We start from the raw sequence: 19,865 nt of genomic DNA on the forward strand, positions 1-19,865 counted from the left end.
CAATTCGACCTCTCCCTTCGGGAGAGGTGAAAGCGAGCGCGCGATGACCGAACGTCTCGACACATTCGCGGTCACGCTCGCCCAGCTCAATCCGACCATGGGCGACGTGGAGGGCAATGCGGCCAAGGCGCGCGCGGCGCGGGCGCAGGCCAAGTCCGACGGCGCCGATCTCGTGTTGTTTCCAGAACTGTTCATCGCCGGCTATCCGCCGGAAGACCTGGTGCAGAAGCCCGCCTTCCAGGCCGCCTGCCGCGCCGCGATCGAAAGCCTCGCGCGCGAGACCGCCGATGGCGGGCCTGCGATGCTGGTCGGCACGCCCTGGGTCGAGGAGGGCATGCTCTACAATGCCTGTGCGCTGCTCGACGGCGGGCGCATCGCGAGCCTGCGTTTCAAGTGCAACCTGCCGAATTACGGCGTGTTCGACGAGAAGCGGCTGTTTTCGCGCGGCCCTGCCGCCGGTCCCGTCACTGTGCGCGGCGTGCGCATCGGTGTGCCGATCTGCGAGGACATCTGGCTGGAAGAGTCCGAGGATTACGAGAACGTGGTCGAGACGCTGGCCGAGACCGGCGCCGAGATCATCCTGGTGCCGAACGGCTCGCCTTACGCCCGCGACAAGAACGACGTGCGCCTGTCGGTCGCGGTGGCGCGCGTCACAGAGAGCGGGCTGCCGCTGGTCTATCTCAACCAGGTCGGCGGCCAGGACGAGCTCGTGTTCGACGGCGCATCCTTCGCGCTCAATGGCGATCTCTCGCTCGCGGCGCAGCTGCCGGCCTTCGAAGAAGGCATCGTCACGCTGCGCTTCAGCAGAAACGGCGACGACTGGCGCTGCAGCGGGCCGATCGCCGAGCTGCCCGAGCGCGACAAGGCCGACTACGCCGCCTGCGTGCTGGGCTTACGCGACTACGTCGCCAAGAACGGCTTTCCAGGCGTGCTGCTCGGCATCTCCGGCGGCATCGATTCGGCGCTCTGCGCGGCGATCGCTGTCGACGCGCTCGGCGTCGACCAGGTGCATGGCGTGATGCTGCCTTACCGCTACACCGCGCCGCATTCGATCGCGGATGCCGGCGAGCTCGCCGGCCATCTCGGCATCCGCTACGAGGTGCTGCCGATCGCCGAAGCCGTGACCGGGTTCGAGACGATCCTGTCCGGCATCTTCAAGAACCTGCCGCCCGATATCACCGAGGAGAACCTCCAGGCCCGCACCCGCGGCACGCTGCTGATGGCGATCTCCAACAAGACCGGGCTGATGGTGGTGACGACCGGCAACAAGTCGGAGTTGTCGGTCGGCTACGCCACGCTTTATGGCGACATGAACGGCGGCTTCAACCCGATCAAGGACATCTACAAGACGCAGGTGTTCCGCCTGGCAAGCCTGCGCAATTCCTGGAAGCCGGAGGGCGCGCTCGGCCCTGCCGGCGAGGTGATCCCGCCCGACATCATCACGCGCCCGCCGACCGCGGAGCTGCGCGAGAACCAGACCGATCAGGACTCGTTGCCGCCTTACGACGTGCTCGATGCCATCCTGGAGCGCCTGGTCGAGCGCGAGGAGCCGCTCGACCAGATCATCGCCGCCGGCTTCGACCGCGAGACGGTGATCCGGATCGATCATCTGCTCAACGTCGCCGAATACAAGCGCCGCCAGGCCGCGCCTGGGGTGAAGGTGACACCGAGGAATTTCGGCCGCGACCGCCGTTATCCCATCACCAACCGTTTTCGCGACAAGGGCCAGCCGTTGCCGGCGACGGATGAGGCGCTGGTGTCACGTGGAAGCACGGCGTCAATCGACGCATTCGAGGGGTGAAGCCTAGCCTGAGCGACGGCAGGGGCTATGACGGGGTTGCGAAAAACAGCACCCTCAGGAAGCGCGTGTATTCGGATTCGAGCGCCATGATCGCCACAAATACGAATACCACGACCGGCGGCAGCAGGATGGCATAGGTCAAGGCCAGCCGCTCCCAGGCCATGTGCATGAAGACGGCGACGATCAGGCCGGCCTTCAACATCATGAACAGCAGGATCAGCGACCACCTCAGATAGCCATGCAGGCCAAAGTAGTCGACGAGGTAGGAGAACGTGCTGAGGACGAACAACCAGCCCCAGACCACGAGGTAGAGCTTGATCGGGTGCTGTTGCCCCTCAGCGTGAACGGCTTCCGTTCCGACTGCGCCGTGCGCCGGAGCGTGGAGCCGCTCTTCCATGTGTACCGCCGCGTTTGTCATGCGCCGACCTCACCAAAGATAGAAGAATGCAAAGATGAACACCCACACGAGATCGACGAAGTGCCAGTATAGGCCCGTGATCTCGACGATCTCGTAATTCCCCCTTCGGCTCGTGAAGAAGCCGCGCCTCTCGACGTCGAAGTCGCCACGAAAGACCTTTCGCGCGATGGCGATCAGGAAGATCACACCGAACGTCACATGGGTGCCATGGAAGCCGGTGATCATGAAGAAGCTCGCACCAAACTGCGGGGCGCCCCATGGATTGCCCCAGGGCCGGACGCCCTCCATGATCAGCTTGGTCCATTCGAAGGCCTGCATTCCGACGAAGGTCGCGCCGAAGGCTGCAGTGACCAGCATCAGGATTGCGGTTCTCACCCGATCGCGGCGGTAGCCGAAATTGACGGCCATCGCCATCGTACCGCTGCTGCTGATCAGCACGAAGGTCATGATGGCGATCAGGATCAGGGGCATGTGGTTGCCCCCGATATCGAGGGCGAAGACTTCGCTGGGATTGGGCCACGGCACGGTCGTCGACATGCGCGCCGTCATGTAGGAGAGCAGGAAGCAACTGAAGATGAAGGTGTCGCTGAGGAGGAAGATCCACATCATGGCCTTGCCCCAGGACACGTTCTTGAAGGCGCGCTGATCGGACGCCCAGTCGGCGGCGATGCCGCGCCAGCCTTCAAGCCGCGCAGGCGATTGGCCCGGATTTGTCAGCACGGTCTCAGCCATCTGGTCTCGCCTCCTAGCTCAGCAATTGGCGGCAGATGTCGATGAAATCGTCGGTCCAGCCGGTGAGAAGACCGAGCAGGACAAGCCAGACCAACAGCAGGAAGTGCCAGTAGATGGCGCACAGCTCCACGCTCAAGCGCATGTCGGCGATCTCGGCGCCGCGCCACATCTTGGCCGAGGTTCGGCCCAAGGCCACCAGACCGCCCGTCAGGTGCAGCCCGTGCACTGCGGTCAACAGGTAGAAGAAGGAATTCGATGGATTGGACGCCACGAAATATCCCGCAGCCCCGAGCCGTTGCCAGGCCAGGAGCTGCCCGGCGAGGAAGATCACGGCAGATGCTCCGCCCGCGAGCAGACCGATCATGACGCCTTCGGTATCGTGTCGGCGCGCGGCCACGTACGACCATTGCAGCGCGACACTGCTCAGGACCAGGACGCCCGTGTTGACCCACAGCAGCCGTGGCACCGGCAGCGGCCGCCAGTCCACCACGCTCATGCGCATCGAGTAGGCGCTGATGAAGAGGATGAACAAGGCGCTCGCGACCGCGAGAAACACGCCAAGTCCGATCTTCGCTGCCGGCCAGGTTATGGCATCGCCGCCGGGGAAGTCACCGGCCGGGCCTTCCTCCAGCCAGGGCTTGGCCGTCAGGCGCTGCTGCGACAGCCACCATCCGGCGATCACCGCAAGCACAGCCAGGAACAGGATGATGGCGCTCACGAAGCAGCTCCCTGAACGAGCTGAGTCGCACGCGGCGGCTGGTTCTGCGGAATGAAGTCCTCCGCGGCACCGGGCACACTGTAATCATAGGCCCAGCGGTACACGACAGGGAGCTCCTTGCCCCAGTTGCCGTGCGCCGGGGGCGTCTCCGGCGTCTGCCACTCCAGCGTCGTCGCCCGCCACGGATTGCCGCCTGAGGCCTCACCTTTGAACAGGCTCCAGACAAGGTTGAACAGGAACACCATCTGGCTAAAGCCGACGATCAAGGCCACCACGGAGATGAAGGCGTTGAGTGAATGGGCCGAGGACGGAATGAACGTCGTATCCAGGAGTTCGAAATACCGGCGCGGGACCCCGAGCAGTCCAAGATAGTGCATGGGGAAGAAGATCAGGTAGGCGCCGAGGAAGGTGACCCAGAAGTGAAACTTGCCCATGGCCTCGTTCAGCATCCGCCCCGTGACCTTTGGGTACCAATGATAGATCGCGCCGAGCACGACCATGATGGGCGCCACGCCCATCACCATGTGGAAATGGGCGACCACGAACATGGTATCCGAGAGGGGCACGTCCACGACGACGTTGCCGAGGAAGAGGCCGGTGAGCCCGCCGTTCACGAAGGTGACGATGAAGCCGAGGGCGAACAGCATCGGCACCGTGAGATGAATGTCGCCGCGCCACAGGGTCAGCACCCAGTTGTAGACCTTGATCGCGGTGGGGATTGCGATGATGAGCGTCGTGGTGGCGAAGAAGTACCCGAATTGCGGGAACATGCCGCTCACATACATGTGGTGCGCCCATACGATGAAGCTGAGCGCGCCGATGGCTACGATCGCCCAGACCATCATGCGATAACCAAAGATGTTCTTGCGCGCATGCGTGCTGATCAGATCGGAGACGATGCCGAAGGCGGGCAGGGCGACGATGTAGACTTCGGGATGACCGAAAAACCAGAACAGGTGCTGGAAGAGCAACGGGCTGCCGCCGCCATGTTTCGAAAGCGTGCCCATCTCGAGGAGAGCGGGCATGAAGAAGCTGGTTCCCAAGAGACGGTCGAACAGCAGCATGACCGAGGCAACGAACAATGCAGGGAACGCGAGGAGCGCCATAACGGTCGCCGTGAAAATGCCCCACACCGTCAGGGGCAGGCGCATCAAGGTCATGCCGCGCGTGCGCGCCTGCAACACAGTGACCACATAGTTCAGCCCGCCCATGGTGAAGCCGATGATGAACAGGATCAGGGACGCGAGCATGAGAAGGATGCCCCAATCCTGCCCGGGCGTTCCTGAAAGGATTGCTTGCGGCGGGTACAGCGTCCAACCGGCGCCGGTGGGGCCACCGGGCACGAAGAATGTCGAGGCAAGCACCAGGACTGCGAGCAGGTAAATCCAGTAGCTCAGCATGTTCACATAGGGGAAGACCATGTCCCTGGCGCCGACCATCAGCGGGATCAGGTAGTTGCCGAAGCCGCCCAGGAACAATGCAGTTAGCAGGTAAATCACCATGATCATGCCGTGCATGGTGATGAACTGGAGGTACTGGTTGGCATCGATGAAAGAGAATGTGCCGGGGAATCCCAGTTGCAGCCGCATCAGCCACGACAGCACCAGGGCCACCAGCCCGATGGCCGTGGCCGTCAGCGAATACTGAATGGCGATCACCTTGGCGTCCTGCGAGAACACATATCGTGTCCACCAGCTCCGCGGATGATAGAGCTCGACGTCAGGTACTTCGGCAGGCGGGATGCCGGGGATCCCTTCATATGGAACATCGACCATAGAACCTCCTCGGTCGTTCCATCGGGGGGAGGCGCTGGCCTCTTGCGCCCGATCTATCTTCGGCGGCAGCTTGCTACTTGCTGCCGGATTGGTACGTCGTCTTCACGACGGCTTTTGCCGGCGATAATTCTGCGAACGTTTTTTGTTGCTCCAGCCAAGCGTGATATTCACGCTCTTCGTCGACGATGACCTTGGCCCGCATTTGATAGTGAGCAGTGCCACAAAGCTCCGCACAGAGGACATCGAAGGTTCCGGTTCGGATCGGCGTGATCCAGAAATAGGTCACCATGCCTGGAACCATGTCCATCTTGGCTCGGAATTCGGGCACGTAGAAATCGTGCAGGACATCAACCGAGCGGAGGAGAACCTTGACCGGCTTTCCGACTTGAAGGTGCAGGTCGCCGCTCTCGATCACGACATCGTCCTGCGCGTGCCGGTCGTCACGATTGAGCCCCATCGGATTGTCGGAAGCGATGTTGCGGACATCCGATGTGCCCAACTGCCCATCCTTGCCCGGAAGGCGGAAGCTCCACTGCCATTGCTGGCCCATGACCTCGATCTCGGTGGCATCCGCAGGCACCGTCACGAACTGGTGCCAGACCACGAGGCCAGGCGCCAGCATGGCCGCGACGCCGATGCCGGTCCCGACGCTCAGCCACCATTCGAGCCTTTTGTTTTCCGGATTGTAGTCAGCCCTTCTTCCCTCTCTATGGCGAAAGCGAAAGACGCAGTAAGCCATGAAGGCGATCACGGCGACGAAAACAAAGCCCGTGATCCAGAACGTGATGTTGATCGTGTGGTCGATATAGGCCCAGTTCGTGGCGATCGGCGTCCACCACCACGGGCTGTAGATGTGAAACAGCACCGAGCCGATCGCGACCAGAAGCAGTATCAGTGCGACAGCCATCCTGATCCATCCTTGCCATCGAAGGCTACGGATACGAATCCCGGGCGGAGCTCATGTCTGTCGCGATGGCTGGCCTTTCTTGGCATATGCCATCGCCGGCCTCTTGCTTCGCCCAGTCCACCGATCGCGAAATCAAGAGAACGCTCGCGACCTTCAACTCTAAGGGCGTCTGCGTCTAAAATGATCCCAGCCTAATCCGGCGTCAATAGAGCAATAGAGGTGCCCGAATTGGTGTGATTGCCGGTGCTGGCAAACCGACAAGCATCCGGTGCCCATTGTTCGGTTTGGGTGATGCAACGCACAAATCCGTGCTGGTGCGCAATTCACCCAACCGTGAGTGCAGTCGTGCTCCGCGCGCGCTAAGCTTGCCGGGCAGGTCGCGACGGGTTCCGTCCGGCCAGGCTCGGTTACTGAACCTGGGTTGCCGTACCAGACCCATCGCGTTTCCTGCTCGTCAGGCGGACACGCGTGGCTGAAGAGCGCGTGTTGTCGAAAACCGCGATTTTCAGCTCGGGAGGGTCCGTACATGGCCACTCTGTACTCCCACGACATCAGGCGGCGCGCATTCGGCGAAGCGACCTCCTATCCCATTCGCAAGATAAGCTTGTCCGACCTGACCGAGGTCCTGCGCCTGGGTTGGGGTGATTTCCAGGCGATGCCGAGTCACGCGATCGTCGTGTGCCTGATTTATCCCGTTCTCGGTCTCGTCCTGTTCAGGATGGTGCTCGGCTATTCGGTGCTGCCGCTACTGTTTCCGCTGGCCGCCGGCTTTGCCTTGATCGGTCCTTTTGCCGCGATCGGTCTCTACGAACTCAGCCGTCGTCGCGAGCGCGGCGAAGAGGTCGAAGCATGGGATGCGATCAAGGTGCTGCGCGCACCGTCGTTCGGCGCCATGGTCGAACTCGGCGTGCTCCTGCTGGTCCTGTTCGGGGCCTGGATCGGTGCCGCGAACGCAATCTATGTCGCGATCTTCGGTCACGCTGCGGCCGCAAGCATACCCGACTTCGCAACGCGCGTGCTGACGACACCCGAAGGCTGGTCGCTCATCATCATCGGTTGCGGTGTCGGCTTCCTGTTTGCGGTTGTGGCATTGTGCGTTAGCGTCGTGTCATTTCCGTTGATGCTGGACCGTCATGCGACGGCGATCGACGCGATCCGCACGTCGCTCCGAGCGGTGGCGGCGAATCCGGTTGCGATGGCCGGATGGGGCCTCATCGTGGCGGCTCTGCTCGTGATCGGCTCGCTGCCGCTCTTCGTCGGTCTCGCCGTCGTTCTGCCGGTGCTCGGTCATGCCACCTGGCACCTCTATCGGCGGGTGGTCGAGCCCAATCCGAACCCACCGGATGCACCGCTTCCGCCCCGGAAGGGCAGGCGCTACGCAGCAGACTTTCCGGCCAATCTCTTCCCGTGGAGCCGCGAGGGCGAGCCGTAACAGCGGAACGGCCGCGCTGGGACGCCCGCGCGGAGCATGACAGAGCGACGGCCTACTTCTGCTGCTGCGGCAGGAAGGTGGGGCCGACCGAGCGGATCGGCTTGTTCTCCGACGCGGGGCTCGCGTCCGCGGGTGGCGTGGCGACCGGTGCGGCAGCAGTTGCTGGCGCAGGAGCCGCGCCTTTCTTGGCATTGGCAGGCTGCGGCGCGCCCTTGTTGAGTCGTTGCTGCTGCATCTTCCTGGCGCTTTCCTCGGTGACGATGATGTCGCCCTGCTGCTCGGCCGCGGCCTTGTCATCGGCCGATTTCAGCGCATCCGCCCAGGTCTGTCCCGCCGCCTTGCAGGAGCAGGAAGGGTTGAACTCGCTGCGGAATTTGAATGCGGTCGGCAGCGCCGTGTAGGGCTGGCCGCCGATCGAGACCGCAGCGTTCATATCCTCGCCGGGATTGCGATGGCTGTAGAGCACGGCTTCCGCGGCCGGGCACAGCGCCTTGCAGGTCTTCTCATCGTCAGGGAAGCGCGCCGGCACGGTGGCAAAGGAGATCGGGAAATAGGCGCCGTCGCAGGTGCGCACGCAGACGGTGCGGAAGGTGCCGGATTGCGGGCCGAGATCGGAGGGCGGCATGGCCTGCGGATTGTTCGGGTTGTTGCCGCCGAACAGATTGCTGAGGAAGTTGCCGCCGCCCTGCTGCTGCACGGCATTGGCATATTGCGGGCCGCAATTGTTCTGCGCCAGCGCCATCAGCACCGAGCGGCGCTGGTTGTCGCGCTCCGGGTTGGCGCCGGGACCGCCGCGCAGCCGCTCCAGACTGCCGGTGATCTGGTCCAGATTGGCGCGCATCTGCTGGATCTGGGTGTTGACCGGGCCGCACTGCGCCGACTGGCCGTTGAACAGCGAGAAGAAGCCGGAGGAATCACAGCCCATGCGCTTGGCCTGCATGGTGACACGGTCGAGCTCGGCCTGCTGCTTGGCCTGGGAATCCTGGTAGCGGCGGATCTGCTCTTCGCGCGCGGCATCACCTCCGCCGCGATCGAGCGCGGCGAGTTGGGCTTCCAGCCGCACGCACATCGGGTTCGGTCCGAGCCCGTTCTGGCCGGGCTGGGGCGGCGGGCCGGCCTGCGCCAAAGCGCCATCGGCGAGCACGAGTGTGCCGAGGAGCACGGTGCAAGCAAGGAGGGAGCGGGCACGGAGGAGAGAGAAGAATTCAGGCATATCCGCCATTCTAGCGAGGTCACGGCCCAGCGTGATCATCCAAGTGAGGTGGGGGCCGAAGCGCGCCCTCCAATAGCCGCTTCCCGCGGCATCGTCACGTCGTTTCAGGGGCCGAACTGGTCCTAAGGTCCGCCAGCTCCGAGGGAATTCAGCGCTGGCAGGTGATTGCGACATATTCGTCGCAATGGCCATGGGAGCAGTTTGTGCCGGTTTTGGGGACGGAGCCGGTAATTTCGTCGGGATCGACCCGGCGATAGCCTGATGCCTTTGCAAAATCTCGTGACTGACAATAGGTGCGCGCGGCGGAGGCGCCGCATGTGTCGCCCTTGGTGTCGTTCTTGGACAGGCACTGGTCGGCGATGATGAAGACGCGGGTCTCGGCGCACGCCTGAGGTGCTGCAAGGAGCGAGGCGCTGAAAATGAGCGCGAGCAGGGATCGCATGAAAATACCGGGGGCAAAAAACTAGGGAACCGCGGGTTTCAGAATGGGCTCAAATGGTTAGGGGATCATGAAGCCTTAAGGCAGGCCGCGCCCCTTGCGGAGGCAAAAACGGCATTTTCGCGGCCCTTGACGCCGGGGCCCGTGGTGGCCCATATGTGGCCGCATGAACGGTCTCCTCGCCATTTGCGCCATTTGCCGCGAGATTACGAGCTAGCGATTCGCTGGCTGGAGCCGTCTTTTCTCAAACACATTGAGAGCCTTGGACGCCCGGCCGAGAGGGATGGGTTGTCATGGAATTGCGTCTTTACGATACGCTGAGCCGGGAAAAGCGCACCTTCGTGCCGCTCGATCCGAACAACGTCCGCATGTATGTCTGCGGACCGACGGTCTATGACTTCGCCCATATCGGCAATGCGCGGCCGGTGATCGTGTTCGACGTGCTGTTTCGGCTGCTGCGCCACATCTACGGCGAGGCGCACGTCAAATATGTCCGCAACATCACCGACGTCGACGACAAGATCAACGACCGCGCCGCGCGCGACTTTCCCGGCCTGCCGCTGAACGAGGCCATTGGCAAGGTCACCGAGCAGACCGGCAAGCAGTTTCATGCCGACGTCGATGCGCTCGGCGCGCTTCGGCCGAGCGTCGAGCCGCGCGCCACGGAGCATATCGGCGAGATGCGCGAGATCATCGAGAAGCTGGTCGCCGGCGGCTTTGCCTATGTCGCCGAGAACCACGTGCTGTTCTCGCCGCAGGCGATGAACGCGGCCAATTCCGCGCTGCCGCGCTATGGCGCGCTGTCGAAGCGCTCGCTCGACGAGATGATCGCCGGCGCGCGGGTCGATGTTGCGCCCTACAAGCGCGATGCGACCGACTTCGTGCTGTGGAAGCCGTCGAAGCCGGGCGAGCCGTCCTGGCCGTCGCCATCCGGCATCAAGGCGGAGGGGCGTCCGGGCTGGCACATCGAGTGCTCAGCGATGGCCTGGAAGCATCTCGGCGAGCATTTCGACATCCATGGCGGCGGCATCGATCTCGTGTTTCCGCACCACGAGAACGAGGTCGCGCAGACCTGCTGCGCCTTCCATCGCGAGCGCATGGCGAATTATTGGATGCACAACGGCTTCTTGCAGGTCGAGAGCGAGAAGATGTCGAAGAGCCTCGGCAACTTCATCACGATCCACGAGCTGCTCAGGGATTGGCCGGGTGAGGTGCTGCGCCTCAACATGCTCAAGACGCATTACCGCTCGCCGATCGACTGGACCATGAAGTCGCTGGAGGAGAGCGCCAAGACGCTCGACGACTGGTATCGCGTCGCGGCCGATGTCGTGTCCGGCGAGCCGGCTCCGTCGGTGGTCGAACCGCTGCTCGACGACCTCAACACGCCGCAGGCGATCGCGGCGCTGCACGGCCTCCGCGGCAACGATATCGCAGGTCTTGCGGGCTCGTTGCGGCTGCTCGGATTCCTCTCCGAGAGCGCGGCGCAGTGGGAAGGGCGCAAGCAGCAGGCGAGCGGGATCGACGCCAAGGAGGTCGAGCGCCTGCTCGCGGAGCGAACAGCTGCGCGTAGCCGCAAGGACTTTGGCGAGTCCGACCGCATTCGCGATCTGCTCGCTGCGATGGGCGTCGCGATCAAGGACTCCAAGGAAGGCACCACCTGGGAGATCGCCCGATGAAGCGCCCCGAGACGCCTTTCCCGCGGCACTGGCTCTATTACATCGCGCTGAAAATCGCGCTGCTCGCCGGCGCGGTGGCGATCGTGCTCAAGCTTTATGGGATGTGGTAAGGACGATGGGACAGACTTTGCCAAAGCCCGCACTGAGGCCCTTCCTGCCGGCGGATGTGCCGATGCTCGCCGCGATCTTCGCCGCCAGCATCGAGGAGTTGACCGGCGACGATTATAGCGAGGCGCAGCAGGAAGCCTGGATGGCGGCGGCCGAGGACGAGGAGTTCGGCAAGCGGCTTGCGTCCGACCTGACGCTGATCGCGACGCTGGAAGGCTCGCCTGTCGGCTTCGCCTCGCTGCGCGGCAATGATCACATCCGCATGCTCTATGTGCATCCGGCCGTGGCCGGGCAGGGCATCGCGACCATGCTGGTCGACGCGCTGGAGAAGCTCGCCGGCGGCCGCGGCGCCAAGAGCCTCTCGGTCGACGCCAGCGATACCGCGGAGGGCTTCTTCGCCAAGCGCGGCTACACCGCCCAGCAGCGCAACAGCGTCACCATCAACGACGAGTGGCTCGCCAACACCACCATGAAGAAGACGCTCGGAGCGGGGCAATGAGCAAGCAGCGTCTCTATCTGTTCGACACCACGCTGCGCGATGGGGCGCAGACCAATGGCGTCGACTTCACGCTGGCCGACAAGCAGGTCATCGCGGCGATGCTCGATGATCTCGGCATCGACTATGTCGAGGGCGGCTATCCCGGCGCCAATCCGCTCGATACGGAGTTCTTTGGCTCCAAGCCCAAGCTCAATCATGCGCGCTTCACCGCCTTCGGCATGACGCGGCGGGCGGGCCGCTCGGTGTCCAACGATCCTGGGGTCGCGGGCCTTTTGGAAGCGAAGGCGGACGCGATCTGCTTCGTGGCGAAGGCGTCGGCCTATCAGGTCCGCGTCGCGCTGGAGACCACGAAGGGAGAAAACCTCGCCTCGATCCGCGACAGCGTCGCGGCGGCGAAGGCGGCCGGCCGCGAGGTGATGCTCGATTGCGAGCATTTCTTCGACGGCTACAAGGAAGACGCCGCCTTCGCGCTCGCCTGCGCCAAGGCCGCCTTCGATGCCGGTGCGCGTTGGGTGGTGCTGTGCGACACCAACGGCGGCACCATGCCCGATGAGGTCGAGGCCATCGTCAGAGACGTGACCAGGCACATCCCCGGCGATCACGTCGGCATCCACGCCCATAACGACACCGAGCAGGCGGTGGCCAATTCGCTCGCCGCGGTGCGTGCCGGCGCGCGGCAGATCCAGGGCACGCTGAACGGCCTCGGCGAGCGCTGCGGCAATGCCAATCTCTGCTCGCTGATCCCGACGCTGAAGCTGAAGACGGGGTTTGCCGACGCTTTCGAGATCGGCGTCACCACCGAGAAGCTGGCGACGCTCGTCAAGGTGTCGCGCACGCTCGACGACATGCTGAACCGCGTGCCGAACCGGCATGCTCCTTACGTCGGCGAGAGCGCCTTCGTCACCAAGACCGGCATCCATGCCTCCGCCGTGCTGAAGGATCCGCAGACCTACGAGCATGTGTTGCCGGAGCTGGTCGGCAATCACCGCAAGGTGCTGGTGTCCGACCAGGCCGGGCGCTCCAACGTCATCGCCGAGCTCGACCGCGCCGGTATCCCCTACGAGAAGAGCGATTCGAAGCTGACGCGTCTCGTCGAGGAATTGAAGGAGCGCGAGGCGGCCGGCTATGCCTATGAATCCGCCAACGCCTCGTTCGAGCTCCTGGCGCGCCGCACGCTCGGCAAGGTGCCGCATTATTTCGAGGTCGAGCAGTTCGACGTCAACGTCGAGCAGCGCTACAACGCGCTCGGCGAACGCGTCACGGTGGCGCTCGCGGTGGTCAAGGTCGACGTCGCCGGCGAGCATCTGATCTCGGCGGCCGAAGGCAACGGTCCCGTCAACGCGCTCGACGTCGCCCTGCGCAAGGACCTCGGCAAGTACCAGAAGTTCATCGAGGGCCTGACACTGATCGACTATCGCGTCCGTATCCTCAATGGCGGCACCGGCGCGGTCACGCGCGTGCTGATCGAGAGCGAGGACGAGAACGGCGATCGTTGGACCACCGTCGGCGTGTCCCCGAACATCATCGATGCCTCGTTCCAGGCGCTAATGGATTCGGTAATCTACAAGCTCGTGAAGTCGGACGCGCCGGCGTAACCCCCACGACGACTGTCATTCCCCGCGAAGGCGGGGAATCCAGTACGCTGCGGCCCATCGATTTATCTACTGCTGTCACGGAGTACTGGATCGCCCGGTCAAGCCGGGCGATGACACCGAGGATGGGGAAAGGGCACGGCCATGATCGACCACATCTCCGTCGGCGTCAGCGATCTCGATCGCGCCGCAAAGTTCTACGAGGCGACGCTCGCCGCACTCGGCCTCGCGCGCCTCGTCACGCGGCCGCGGACGATCGGGTTTGGCAAGGCCTATCCGGAGTTCTGGATCAATCTGCGCGAGGGCATGCCGCGTGTCGCGCCGGAGAGCGGCGTGCACATCTGCCTGCGGGCGAAAACCGCAGCCGAGGTCGATGCGTTTCACGCAGCTGCGCTGTCCGCTGGCGGCGCCTCCGACGGCGCACCGGGCCTCCGCCCGCACGATCGCGTGCGCTACTACGCCGCCTTCGTCGCCGATCCCGACGGCAACCGGATCGAGGCGGTGACGTTTCCGCAGGAATAGGGACGGTCTAAAGCGCGATGCGATTAGGATGGATCGTCATCGCGCTTTAGGTTGTTGTTTGAGCATGATCTTTTCGGAAAACCGCTTCACACTTTTTCCGGATCATGCTTTAGAGCCGCCGGGCCACGTCGGGCGCGAGATCGCGCTGGTCGTCAGGGATCTGCGCCGCCGCGGCGCGCAGCCGTGGGATGATCTCCTCGACCTTGTCCGCCTTCAGGATATCGACGGTGAGGCCGGCGCGGATGAACTGGGTCTGCCGCATGTGGGCCACCAGGGAGAACAGCGGCTCCCAGAAGCCGTCGACATTGGCGAGCAGCACGGGCTTGGCGTGACGGCCGAGTTGCTGCCAGGTCAGCTGCTCCACCAGCTCCTCCAGCGTGCCGAGCCCGCCGGGCAGGGCCACGAAGGCGTCGGAGCGCTCGAACATCAGCCGCTTGCGCTCGTGCATGTCGGGCGTGACGACCATCTCCTGCACGCGCGTCAGCGCATTCTCGCGCATCCGGAGGAAGTCGGGGATGATGCCGGTGACCATGCCGCCGTGATCCAGCACGGAGGTCGCAACCGCGCCCATCAGGCCGAGCGAGCCGCCGCCATAAACAAGACGGATCTTGTTTTCCGCCAACGCTCTGCCGAGCGCCTTCGCCGCTTCAATGAAGTTGGGATTTGTTCCAGGGCCGGAGCCGCAATAGACACAGACGGTTTTGATCGTGCTCATTGGTGCCATGATGCATTGCAGCGAAGTGGCGTCAAGCCCAAACGGTGATTCGATACGTCCGGGAATTTACCGGTAAATCGCGACAAACAATCGAAGATTCGCCATCTGGCGGGGTGCACGGGCATCGGGAAGGCTCTATATGACGGGCGAAAATCGTTAATCGCAGTTGCGCCCGCACCCGGCGGGCTTCGGGTTTGTTGATGGACCAACCTCAATCGTTCGACGGCGCCGACGTTCCTGATCCTTCCGTGGCAGGACCGCAGGCCGGGGCCACGCTGATGGGCACGCTGGCACATCTGTGGCCCTACATCTGGCCCGGCGACCGTTCCGACCTGAAGATGAGGGTGGTCTGGTCGCTGGTGCTGCTGCTCGCCGCCAAGCTGATCACGCTCACCGTGCCGTTCAGCTTCAAATGGGCGACGGATGCGCTGACCGGCGCCAACACCGCGCCGGTCGCGGCCGACAATTGGCATCTCTGGGTGATCGCCTCGCCCTTGCTGCTGACCGCGAGCTACGGCGTGATGCGCATCTTGATGGCGGTGCTGACGCAATGGCGCGACGGCATCTTCGCCCGCGTCGCCATGCATGCGGTGCGCAAGCTCGCGACCCTCACCTTCATCCACATGCACGAGCTGTCGCTGCGCTTTCACCTCGAGCGCAAGACCGGTGGCCTCACGCGCGTGCTCGAGCGCGGCCGCGAGGGCATCGAGGTCATCGTGCGCATGGTGATCCTGCAGCTGATCCCGACCATCGTCGAGGTCTCGCTGCTGCTGGCGGTGCTGCTCTGGCAATTCGACTGGCGCTACGTGGTCGCGACCCTGATCACGGTCACGCTCTACATGTACTACACCTACGTCGCGACCGAGTGGCGGATCGGCATCCGCCGCAAGATGAACGATTCCGACACCGAGGCGAACACCAAGGCGATCGACTCGCTGCTCAACTACGAGACGGTGAAGTATTTCAGTGCCGAGGCACGCGAGGCGCAGCGCTACGACAGGTCGGTCGAGCGCTACGAGGAGGCGAGCGTCCGCACCTACACCTCGCTCGCGGTGCTCAACACAGGCCAGGCGGTGATCTTCACGCTGGGCCTGACCGCGACCATGCTGATGTGCGCGATCGGCGTGCGCAACGGCACCAACACGGTCGGCGATTTCGTGCTGGTCAACGCCATGATGATCCAGCTCTACCAGCCGCTGAACTTCATGGGCATGGTCTATCGCGAGATCAAGCAGGCGATCATCGACATCGAGAAGATGTTCGGCGTGCTCAGCCGCGAGGCCGAGATCAAGGACGCGCCTGGCGCGAAGCCGCTGGTCATCTCCGCCGGCACGGTGCGCTTCGAGGACGTGCGCTTTGCCTATGAGCCGGCGCGCCCCATCCTCAAGGGCATCAGCTTCGAAGTGCCGGCCGGCAAGACGGTTGCCATCGTCGGCCCCTCTGGCGCCGGCAAATCGACCATCTCGCGGCTTCTGTTTCGCCTCTATGATGTCTCCGGCGGCAGGATCCTGATCGACGGCCAGGACATCCGCGAGGTCACGCAGGCCAGCCTGCGCGCATCGATCGGCATGGTGCCGCAGGATACCGTGCTGTTCAACGACACCATCCGCTACAACATCCGCTACGGCCGCTGGGACGCGACCGATGCCGAGGTCGAGGAGGCGGCGCGGCTGGCGCAGATCGACCACTTCATCCGCATGGCGCCGAAGGGCTACGAGACCCAGGTTGGCGAGCGCGGCCTGAAGCTGTCGGGCGGCGAGAAGCAGCGGGTCGCGATCGCGCGCACGGTGCTCAAGGCGCCGCCGATCCTGGTGCTCGACGAGGCGACCTCGGCGCTCGACACCCATACGGAGCACGAGATCCAGGGGGCGCTCGACCGCGTGGCGAAGAACCGCACCTCCCTGGTGATCGCGCATCGGCTTTCCACCATCGTCGGCGCCGACGAGATCATCGTGCTGAACCAGGGCCGCATCGCCGAGCGCGGCACTCACGCGAGCCTGCTCGCGCAGGGCGGGCTCTATGCCAGCATGTGGAACAGGCAGCGCGAGGCCGAGGAGGCCCGCGAGAAGCTGGCCAAGATGGCCGACACCAATGCCGCGCCTAACCGGGAGCCGCCGCCGGTCGATGATAGCCTGACGACGCCCGCGGCGGCGGAGTGACCTTGTCTCCGGTCCCAAGTCTGGCCTAAACAAAGTCTGGCCTAAACAAGCCCGCGCGACGACCCCGTGGCATTAACCCCCGACCGGCAAAAAGCAATGTCCATTCTCGATTCGATCCAGCGTCAGATCCCGCCGATCCACAAGGAGGGCTATCCCTTCATCGGCGCCTTTGCGCTGGCGAGCCTGCTCCTGTTCTGGCTGTGGTCGCCGCTGGGGTGGATCGGCACGATCCTGACCGTTTGGTGCGCGCTGTTCTTCCGCGATCCCGTCCGTGTGACGCCGGCGCGCGAGGGTCTCGTGGTGTCGCCGGCCGACGGGCGTGTCTCCATGATCACCATGGCGCTGCCGCCGGCCGAGCTCGGGCTCGGCGACCGGCCGCTGCCGCGCGTCTCGATCTTCATGAGCGTGTTCAATTGCCACGTGAACCGCGCGCCCGTGGCGGGCAGGGTGGATCGTATCGCCTACCGGCCCGGCCTCTTCATCAACGCCGAGCTCGACAAGGCGAGCGAGGACAACGAGCGCAACTCGCTGGTGATCACGACGCCGACGGCGCGGATCGGCGTGGTCCAGATCGCCGGCCTGGTCGCCAAGCGCATCGTCTGCTTCGTCAAGGAGGGGCAGGCGATCGGCGCCGGCGAGCGTTTCGGCCTGATCCGCTTCGGCTCGCGCCTCGACGTCTACCTGCCCGTGGGCACCAAGGCGCTGGTCTCGGAAGGGCAGACCGCGGTCGCCGGAGAGACGATCCTGGCCGACCTTGCCGGCGACGACCCGGGCCGCGCGTTCCGCGCCAATTAACCAATAGTCGGTGCTCGCAGGCGTTCCGCCGCAATGGCGGACGGCGGCGCGGCTTGCTATATCTCGCCTCGAGATAAGGACGAGCCATGACGCCTTACGATTTCAAGGATCCCGACGTCCGCCGCCGGCGGTTCCGACCGATCCCGGTGCGGATGCTGGTGCCCAACGTCATCACGCTGCTGGCGATCTGCGCCGGCCTGACCTCGATCCGCCTGTCGATCGAAGGGCGGATGACGCTCGCGGTCTATGCAATCGTGTTCGCCGCCGCGCTCGACGGCATCGATGGCCGCATCGCGCGCATGATCAAGGGGCAGTCGAAGTTCGGCGCCGAGCTCGACAGTCTCGCCGACTTCGTCAATTTCGGCGTGGCGCCCGGCCTGATGCTGTATTTCTGGCAGCTGCACGAGCTCGGCAATGCCGGCTGGATCGCCGCCATGGTGTTCGCGATATCCGGCGGCCTGCGGCTCGCCCGCTTCAATGCCACCATGGACGATCCGAACAAGCCGGCCTTCGCCGCCAATTTCTTCACCGGCGTGCCGGCGCCCGCCGGCGCGATCACCGTGCTGCTGCCGATCTATGTCGCGTTCCTCGACGTCGGGCGCACACCTGCGGCGGTGACCGCGGCCTACACGCTTCTGATCGCGTTTCTGATGGTGTCGCGCCTGCCGGTGTTCTCCGGCAAGACCAAGCGGATGCGCGTGCCGCCCGAGCTGGTGCTGCCGGCCTTCGTCGCCGTGATCGTCTTCATCGCGCTCCTGATCGCCTATCCCTGGCACGTGCTGTCGATCGGCACGGTGCTGTACCTCCTCGCGCTGCCGCTCGGCTACAAATCCTATCGCGACCAGGCGCGCGCGATGGAAGCCACCGCGCCGGCGGGAGGCGAGGTCCCGTCACCGCCCTCGGCGCCGACGCTGGCGAATTTGTCGGAGCCGCCGCAAGACGACGATCGGCCCGGACGACTGCACTAAAGCGCTCCTCGCGGATATCTGCCATGAAGCCTGCCTGAGTTGGGTCGAGGTCCGATCTCGGCTATATCGCCCTTGTGCCGGCGGCATCGCGCAATCAATCGCCGCCAACCTGGGAGAGAACGCCGTGACCAATTCCGCGACCGGGCCGCTGCCCGCTTCCGTCCTCGAAGCGCTGGGCCGTTACGATACGCCGACGATCTGCAACGCCATGGAGATCGTGGCGCCCGAGCGGCGGCTGATCGGCTACACCACCAAGCAGCTGGTCTGTCCGTTTCCCGACCTGCCGCCGATCGTCGGCTATGCCCGCACGGTGACGATCCGCTCGGTTCTGAAGTCATCGCTTCCGGCCGAGGAGCAGTCCAAGCGCCGAATCGCATATTACGAATATGTCGGCACCGGCCATGGCCCGCGCATCTCGGTGATCCAGGACATCGACGGACCCGACGTCGGCTATGGCGCGTTCTGGGGCGAGGTACAGAGCAACGTGCACAAGGCGCTCGGCTGCCTCGGCGTCATCACCGACGGCTCGATCCGCGACATCCCGCAATGGGCGCCAGGGTTCCAGGCGCTAGCCGGCTCGATCGGCCCGTCGCACGCCTGGGTGCACGCGGAAAGCTTTGGCGGCGAGGTGCGCGTCGCCGGCATGACCGTGAAGTCGGACGACCTCATCCACGCCGACCGGCATGGCGCCATCGTGATCCCGCTCGACCTTGCCGCAAAGCTGCCGGAGGCGGCCGAACTGTGCGGCCGCCGCGAGACGCCGATCCTGGAGATCGCCCGCAGTCCCGACTTCTCGCTCGAGAAGCTCAAGGCCGCGCTGAAGCGCTCTGCGGAGATCCATTGACGGCTGCTGGAGCGTGATCCGGAAAAGTGTGTAGCGGTTTTCCGAAAAGATCATGCTCAAACAATAACCTAAAGCGCGATGACGATTGATCCTAATCGCATCGCGCTTTAGGGCAATCTACGGCCCGGACGACGGCCGAATGCCGCCTTGCTCGGTCAGAAGCAGGGCGACTTGATCCGGTTCTCCGAGCACGGCGGCTGCGCATCCGATCAGGGTGAAGCCGCCGGCAAGGTCCCAGAGGGTGATATCGTCTGCGCTGTTGGAGCTGCGCATCAACCGCGCCGCGAGCACGGCGAAGGCGGCCTCGATAAAGAGCAGCACGCTGAACGCCGGAAGCACGAGTTCCGCCTCGAGCAGGTGGAACGCCAGCGCCGCGGGCAGCGCCGTGAGTAGACCGAATAGCATCAACATCGCGCTGGCTCCGCGATTGGCCCTGTCGCAACGCTAGCAGACACCAACTGATCCCCGTCCACGATGTGGCGGAGGGCCGCAGCCGACGTGACGTGGTGGGCGCCTGATTATGGTTAGCGAAGGGTTGAAATTCCTATCGCT

The 19,865-nt window shown here is 64.3% G+C and carries 19 protein-coding genes; 10 read left to right on the top strand and 9 right to left on the bottom strand.

Features of this window, described 5'->3' with window-relative positions:
• Positions 1 to 43 precede the first annotated feature (43 nt).
• Positions 44 to 1,801, top strand: coding sequence for an NAD+ synthase (locus GA0061099_RS14480; RefSeq protein ID WP_036022259.1), 1,758 nt, complete (start codon positions 44 to 46; stop codon positions 1,799 to 1,801).
• 25 nt (positions 1,802 to 1,826) lie between these two features.
• Here the strand turns inward: GA0061099_RS14480 and GA0061099_RS14485 are convergent, their stop codons facing one another.
• The 5 genes from GA0061099_RS14485 to GA0061099_RS14505 form a co-directional block, all read right to left on the bottom strand.
• A complete protein-coding gene (locus tag GA0061099_RS14485; protein WP_036022261.1) occupies positions 1,827 to 2,219 on the bottom strand; it encodes a cytochrome C oxidase subunit IV family protein in 393 nt (130 codons plus the stop codon).
• A gap of 9 nt (positions 2,220 to 2,228) precedes the next feature.
• Positions 2,229 to 2,951, bottom strand: coding sequence for a heme-copper oxidase subunit III family protein (locus GA0061099_RS14490; RefSeq protein ID WP_036001504.1), 723 nt, complete (start codon positions 2,949 to 2,951; stop codon positions 2,229 to 2,231).
• 13 nt (positions 2,952 to 2,964) lie between these two features.
• Positions 2,965 to 3,669, bottom strand: a complete 705-nt coding sequence (locus GA0061099_RS14495) for a cytochrome c oxidase subunit 3 (protein WP_036022264.1) — start codon at positions 3,667 to 3,669, stop codon at positions 2,965 to 2,967.
• Positions 3,666 to 5,444 carry a cbb3-type cytochrome c oxidase subunit I gene (locus tag GA0061099_RS14500; RefSeq protein ID WP_036001499.1) on the bottom strand — a complete coding sequence of 593 codons (1,779 nt, stop codon included), beginning with the start codon at positions 5,442 to 5,444 and terminating at the stop codon, positions 3,666 to 3,668. Before GA0061099_RS14500 ends, GA0061099_RS14495 begins: the two co-directional genes overlap by 4 nt.
• A gap of 73 nt (positions 5,445 to 5,517) precedes the next feature.
• Positions 5,518 to 6,351: a cytochrome c oxidase subunit II gene (locus GA0061099_RS14505; protein ID WP_036022267.1), complete on the bottom strand. Its 834-nt coding sequence runs from the start codon at positions 6,349 to 6,351 to the stop codon at positions 5,518 to 5,520.
• Between the two features lie 526 nt (positions 6,352 to 6,877).
• Between GA0061099_RS14505 and GA0061099_RS14510 the strand changes: the two genes are divergently transcribed.
• Positions 6,878 to 7,783 (top strand): DUF2189 domain-containing protein, encoded by a 906-nt coding sequence (locus GA0061099_RS14510; RefSeq protein WP_036001493.1) that lies wholly within the window; start codon positions 6,878 to 6,880, stop codon positions 7,781 to 7,783.
• 52 nt (positions 7,784 to 7,835) lie between these two features.
• On the opposite strand, the gene GA0061099_RS14515 is transcribed toward GA0061099_RS14510, so the two are convergent.
• Complete coding sequence (locus tag GA0061099_RS14515; protein WP_074447864.1) at positions 7,836 to 9,005, bottom strand: DUF2865 domain-containing protein; 1,170 nt, start codon at positions 9,003 to 9,005, stop codon at positions 7,836 to 7,838.
• Between the two features lie 139 nt (positions 9,006 to 9,144).
• Positions 9,145 to 9,438 (bottom strand): hypothetical protein, encoded by a 294-nt coding sequence (locus GA0061099_RS14520; RefSeq protein ID WP_036001478.1) that lies wholly within the window; start codon positions 9,436 to 9,438, stop codon positions 9,145 to 9,147.
• A gap of 290 nt (positions 9,439 to 9,728) precedes the next feature.
• Here GA0061099_RS14520 and cysS point away from each other — a divergent pair, with 290 nt between their 5' ends.
• The 4 genes from cysS (at position 9,729) to GA0061099_RS14540 (ending at position 13,832) form a co-directional block, all read left to right on the top strand.
• Positions 9,729 to 11,111: a cysteine--tRNA ligase gene (gene cysS / locus GA0061099_RS14525; RefSeq protein ID WP_036022289.1), complete on the top strand. Its 1,383-nt coding sequence runs from the start codon at positions 9,729 to 9,731 to the stop codon at positions 11,109 to 11,111.
• A 115-nt stretch (positions 11,112 to 11,226) separates the two neighbouring features.
• Positions 11,227 to 11,718 (top strand): GNAT family N-acetyltransferase, encoded by a 492-nt coding sequence (locus tag GA0061099_RS14530; protein WP_036001471.1) that lies wholly within the window; start codon positions 11,227 to 11,229, stop codon positions 11,716 to 11,718.
• Positions 11,715 to 13,313 (top strand): citramalate synthase, encoded by a 1,599-nt coding sequence (cimA, locus tag GA0061099_RS14535; RefSeq protein WP_036001469.1) that lies wholly within the window; start codon positions 11,715 to 11,717, stop codon positions 13,311 to 13,313. The genes GA0061099_RS14530 and cimA overlap by 4 nt, the downstream gene beginning before the upstream one ends.
• A 141-nt stretch (positions 13,314 to 13,454) precedes the next feature.
• The gene (locus GA0061099_RS14540) at positions 13,455 to 13,832 is read left to right on the top strand and encodes a VOC family protein (RefSeq protein ID WP_036022293.1); all 378 of its coding nucleotides are present in this window, start codon (positions 13,455 to 13,457) and stop codon (positions 13,830 to 13,832) included.
• 109 nt (positions 13,833 to 13,941) lie between these two features.
• Here GA0061099_RS14540 and GA0061099_RS14545 read toward each other — a convergent pair whose 3' ends face one another.
• Positions 13,942 to 14,547, bottom strand: a complete 606-nt coding sequence (locus GA0061099_RS14545; RefSeq protein WP_036001463.1) for an LOG family protein — start codon at positions 14,545 to 14,547, stop codon at positions 13,942 to 13,944.
• A 200-nt stretch (positions 14,548 to 14,747) separates the two neighbouring features.
• On the opposite strand from GA0061099_RS14545, the gene GA0061099_RS14550 reads away from it, so the two are divergent.
• From GA0061099_RS14550 to GA0061099_RS14565, 4 genes are all read left to right on the top strand, one after another.
• Positions 14,748 to 16,706 (top strand): ABCB family ABC transporter ATP-binding protein/permease, encoded by a 1,959-nt coding sequence (locus tag GA0061099_RS14550; RefSeq protein ID WP_036001459.1) that lies wholly within the window; start codon positions 14,748 to 14,750, stop codon positions 16,704 to 16,706.
• Positions 16,707 to 16,772: 66 nt separating this feature from the next.
• Positions 16,773 to 17,501: a phosphatidylserine decarboxylase gene (locus GA0061099_RS14555; protein WP_276324954.1), complete on the top strand. Its 729-nt coding sequence runs from the start codon at positions 16,773 to 16,775 to the stop codon at positions 17,499 to 17,501.
• Between the two features lie 86 nt (positions 17,502 to 17,587).
• Positions 17,588 to 18,469 (top strand): CDP-alcohol phosphatidyltransferase family protein, encoded by an 882-nt coding sequence (locus GA0061099_RS14560; RefSeq protein ID WP_036001453.1) that lies wholly within the window; start codon positions 17,588 to 17,590, stop codon positions 18,467 to 18,469.
• Positions 18,470 to 18,593: 124 nt separating this feature from the next.
• Positions 18,594 to 19,313 carry an RraA family protein gene (locus GA0061099_RS14565; protein WP_036001451.1) on the top strand — a complete coding sequence of 240 codons (720 nt, stop codon included), beginning with the start codon at positions 18,594 to 18,596 and terminating at the stop codon, positions 19,311 to 19,313.
• A gap of 117 nt (positions 19,314 to 19,430) precedes the next feature.
• Here GA0061099_RS14565 and GA0061099_RS14570 read toward each other — a convergent pair whose 3' ends face one another.
• Positions 19,431 to 19,724, bottom strand: coding sequence for a hypothetical protein (locus GA0061099_RS14570; RefSeq protein ID WP_036022295.1), 294 nt, complete (start codon positions 19,722 to 19,724; stop codon positions 19,431 to 19,433).
• Between the last annotated feature and the right edge of the window lie 141 nt (positions 19,725 to 19,865).

Source organism: Bradyrhizobium yuanmingense (assembly GCF_900094575.1).
Classification (GTDB): Bacteria; Pseudomonadota; Alphaproteobacteria; order Rhizobiales; family Xanthobacteraceae; genus Bradyrhizobium; species Bradyrhizobium yuanmingense.

Excerpts from the sequence above, each read along its gene's own strand:
- GA0061099_RS14560 (WP_036001453.1), top strand. The coding sequence starts at position 17,588 with ATGACGCCTTACGATTTCAAGGATCCCGACGTCCGCCGCCGGCGGTTC.
- GA0061099_RS14515 (WP_074447864.1), bottom strand. The coding sequence starts at position 9,005 with ATGGCGGATATGCCTGAATTCTTCTCTCTCCTCCGTGCCCGCTCCCTC.
- cimA (WP_036001469.1), top strand. The coding sequence starts at position 11,715 with ATGAGCAAGCAGCGTCTCTATCTGTTCGACACCACGCTGCGCGATGGG.
- GA0061099_RS14500 (WP_036001499.1), bottom strand. The coding sequence starts at position 5,444 with ATGGTCGATGTTCCATATGAAGGGATCCCCGGCATCCCGCCTGCCGAA.
- GA0061099_RS14490 (WP_036001504.1), bottom strand. The coding sequence starts at position 2,951 with ATGGCTGAGACCGTGCTGACAAATCCGGGCCAATCGCCTGCGCGGCTT.
- GA0061099_RS14540 (WP_036022293.1), top strand. The coding sequence starts at position 13,455 with ATGATCGACCACATCTCCGTCGGCGTCAGCGATCTCGATCGCGCCGCA.
- GA0061099_RS14485 (WP_036022261.1), bottom strand. The coding sequence starts at position 2,219 with ATGACAAACGCGGCGGTACACATGGAAGAGCGGCTCCACGCTCCGGCG.
- GA0061099_RS14520 (WP_036001478.1), bottom strand. The coding sequence starts at position 9,438 with ATGCGATCCCTGCTCGCGCTCATTTTCAGCGCCTCGCTCCTTGCAGCA.
- cysS (WP_036022289.1), top strand. The coding sequence starts at position 9,729 with ATGGAATTGCGTCTTTACGATACGCTGAGCCGGGAAAAGCGCACCTTC.
- GA0061099_RS14530 (WP_036001471.1), top strand. The coding sequence starts at position 11,227 with ATGGGACAGACTTTGCCAAAGCCCGCACTGAGGCCCTTCCTGCCGGCG.
- GA0061099_RS14480 (WP_036022259.1), top strand. The coding sequence starts at position 44 with ATGACCGAACGTCTCGACACATTCGCGGTCACGCTCGCCCAGCTCAAT.
- GA0061099_RS14545 (WP_036001463.1), bottom strand. The coding sequence starts at position 14,547 with ATGAGCACGATCAAAACCGTCTGTGTCTATTGCGGCTCCGGCCCTGGA.
- GA0061099_RS14505 (WP_036022267.1), bottom strand. The coding sequence starts at position 6,351 with ATGGCTGTCGCACTGATACTGCTTCTGGTCGCGATCGGCTCGGTGCTG.
- GA0061099_RS14510 (WP_036001493.1), top strand. The coding sequence starts at position 6,878 with ATGGCCACTCTGTACTCCCACGACATCAGGCGGCGCGCATTCGGCGAA.
- GA0061099_RS14570 (WP_036022295.1), bottom strand. The coding sequence starts at position 19,724 with ATGTTGATGCTATTCGGTCTACTCACGGCGCTGCCCGCGGCGCTGGCG.
- GA0061099_RS14550 (WP_036001459.1), top strand. The coding sequence starts at position 14,748 with ATGGACCAACCTCAATCGTTCGACGGCGCCGACGTTCCTGATCCTTCC.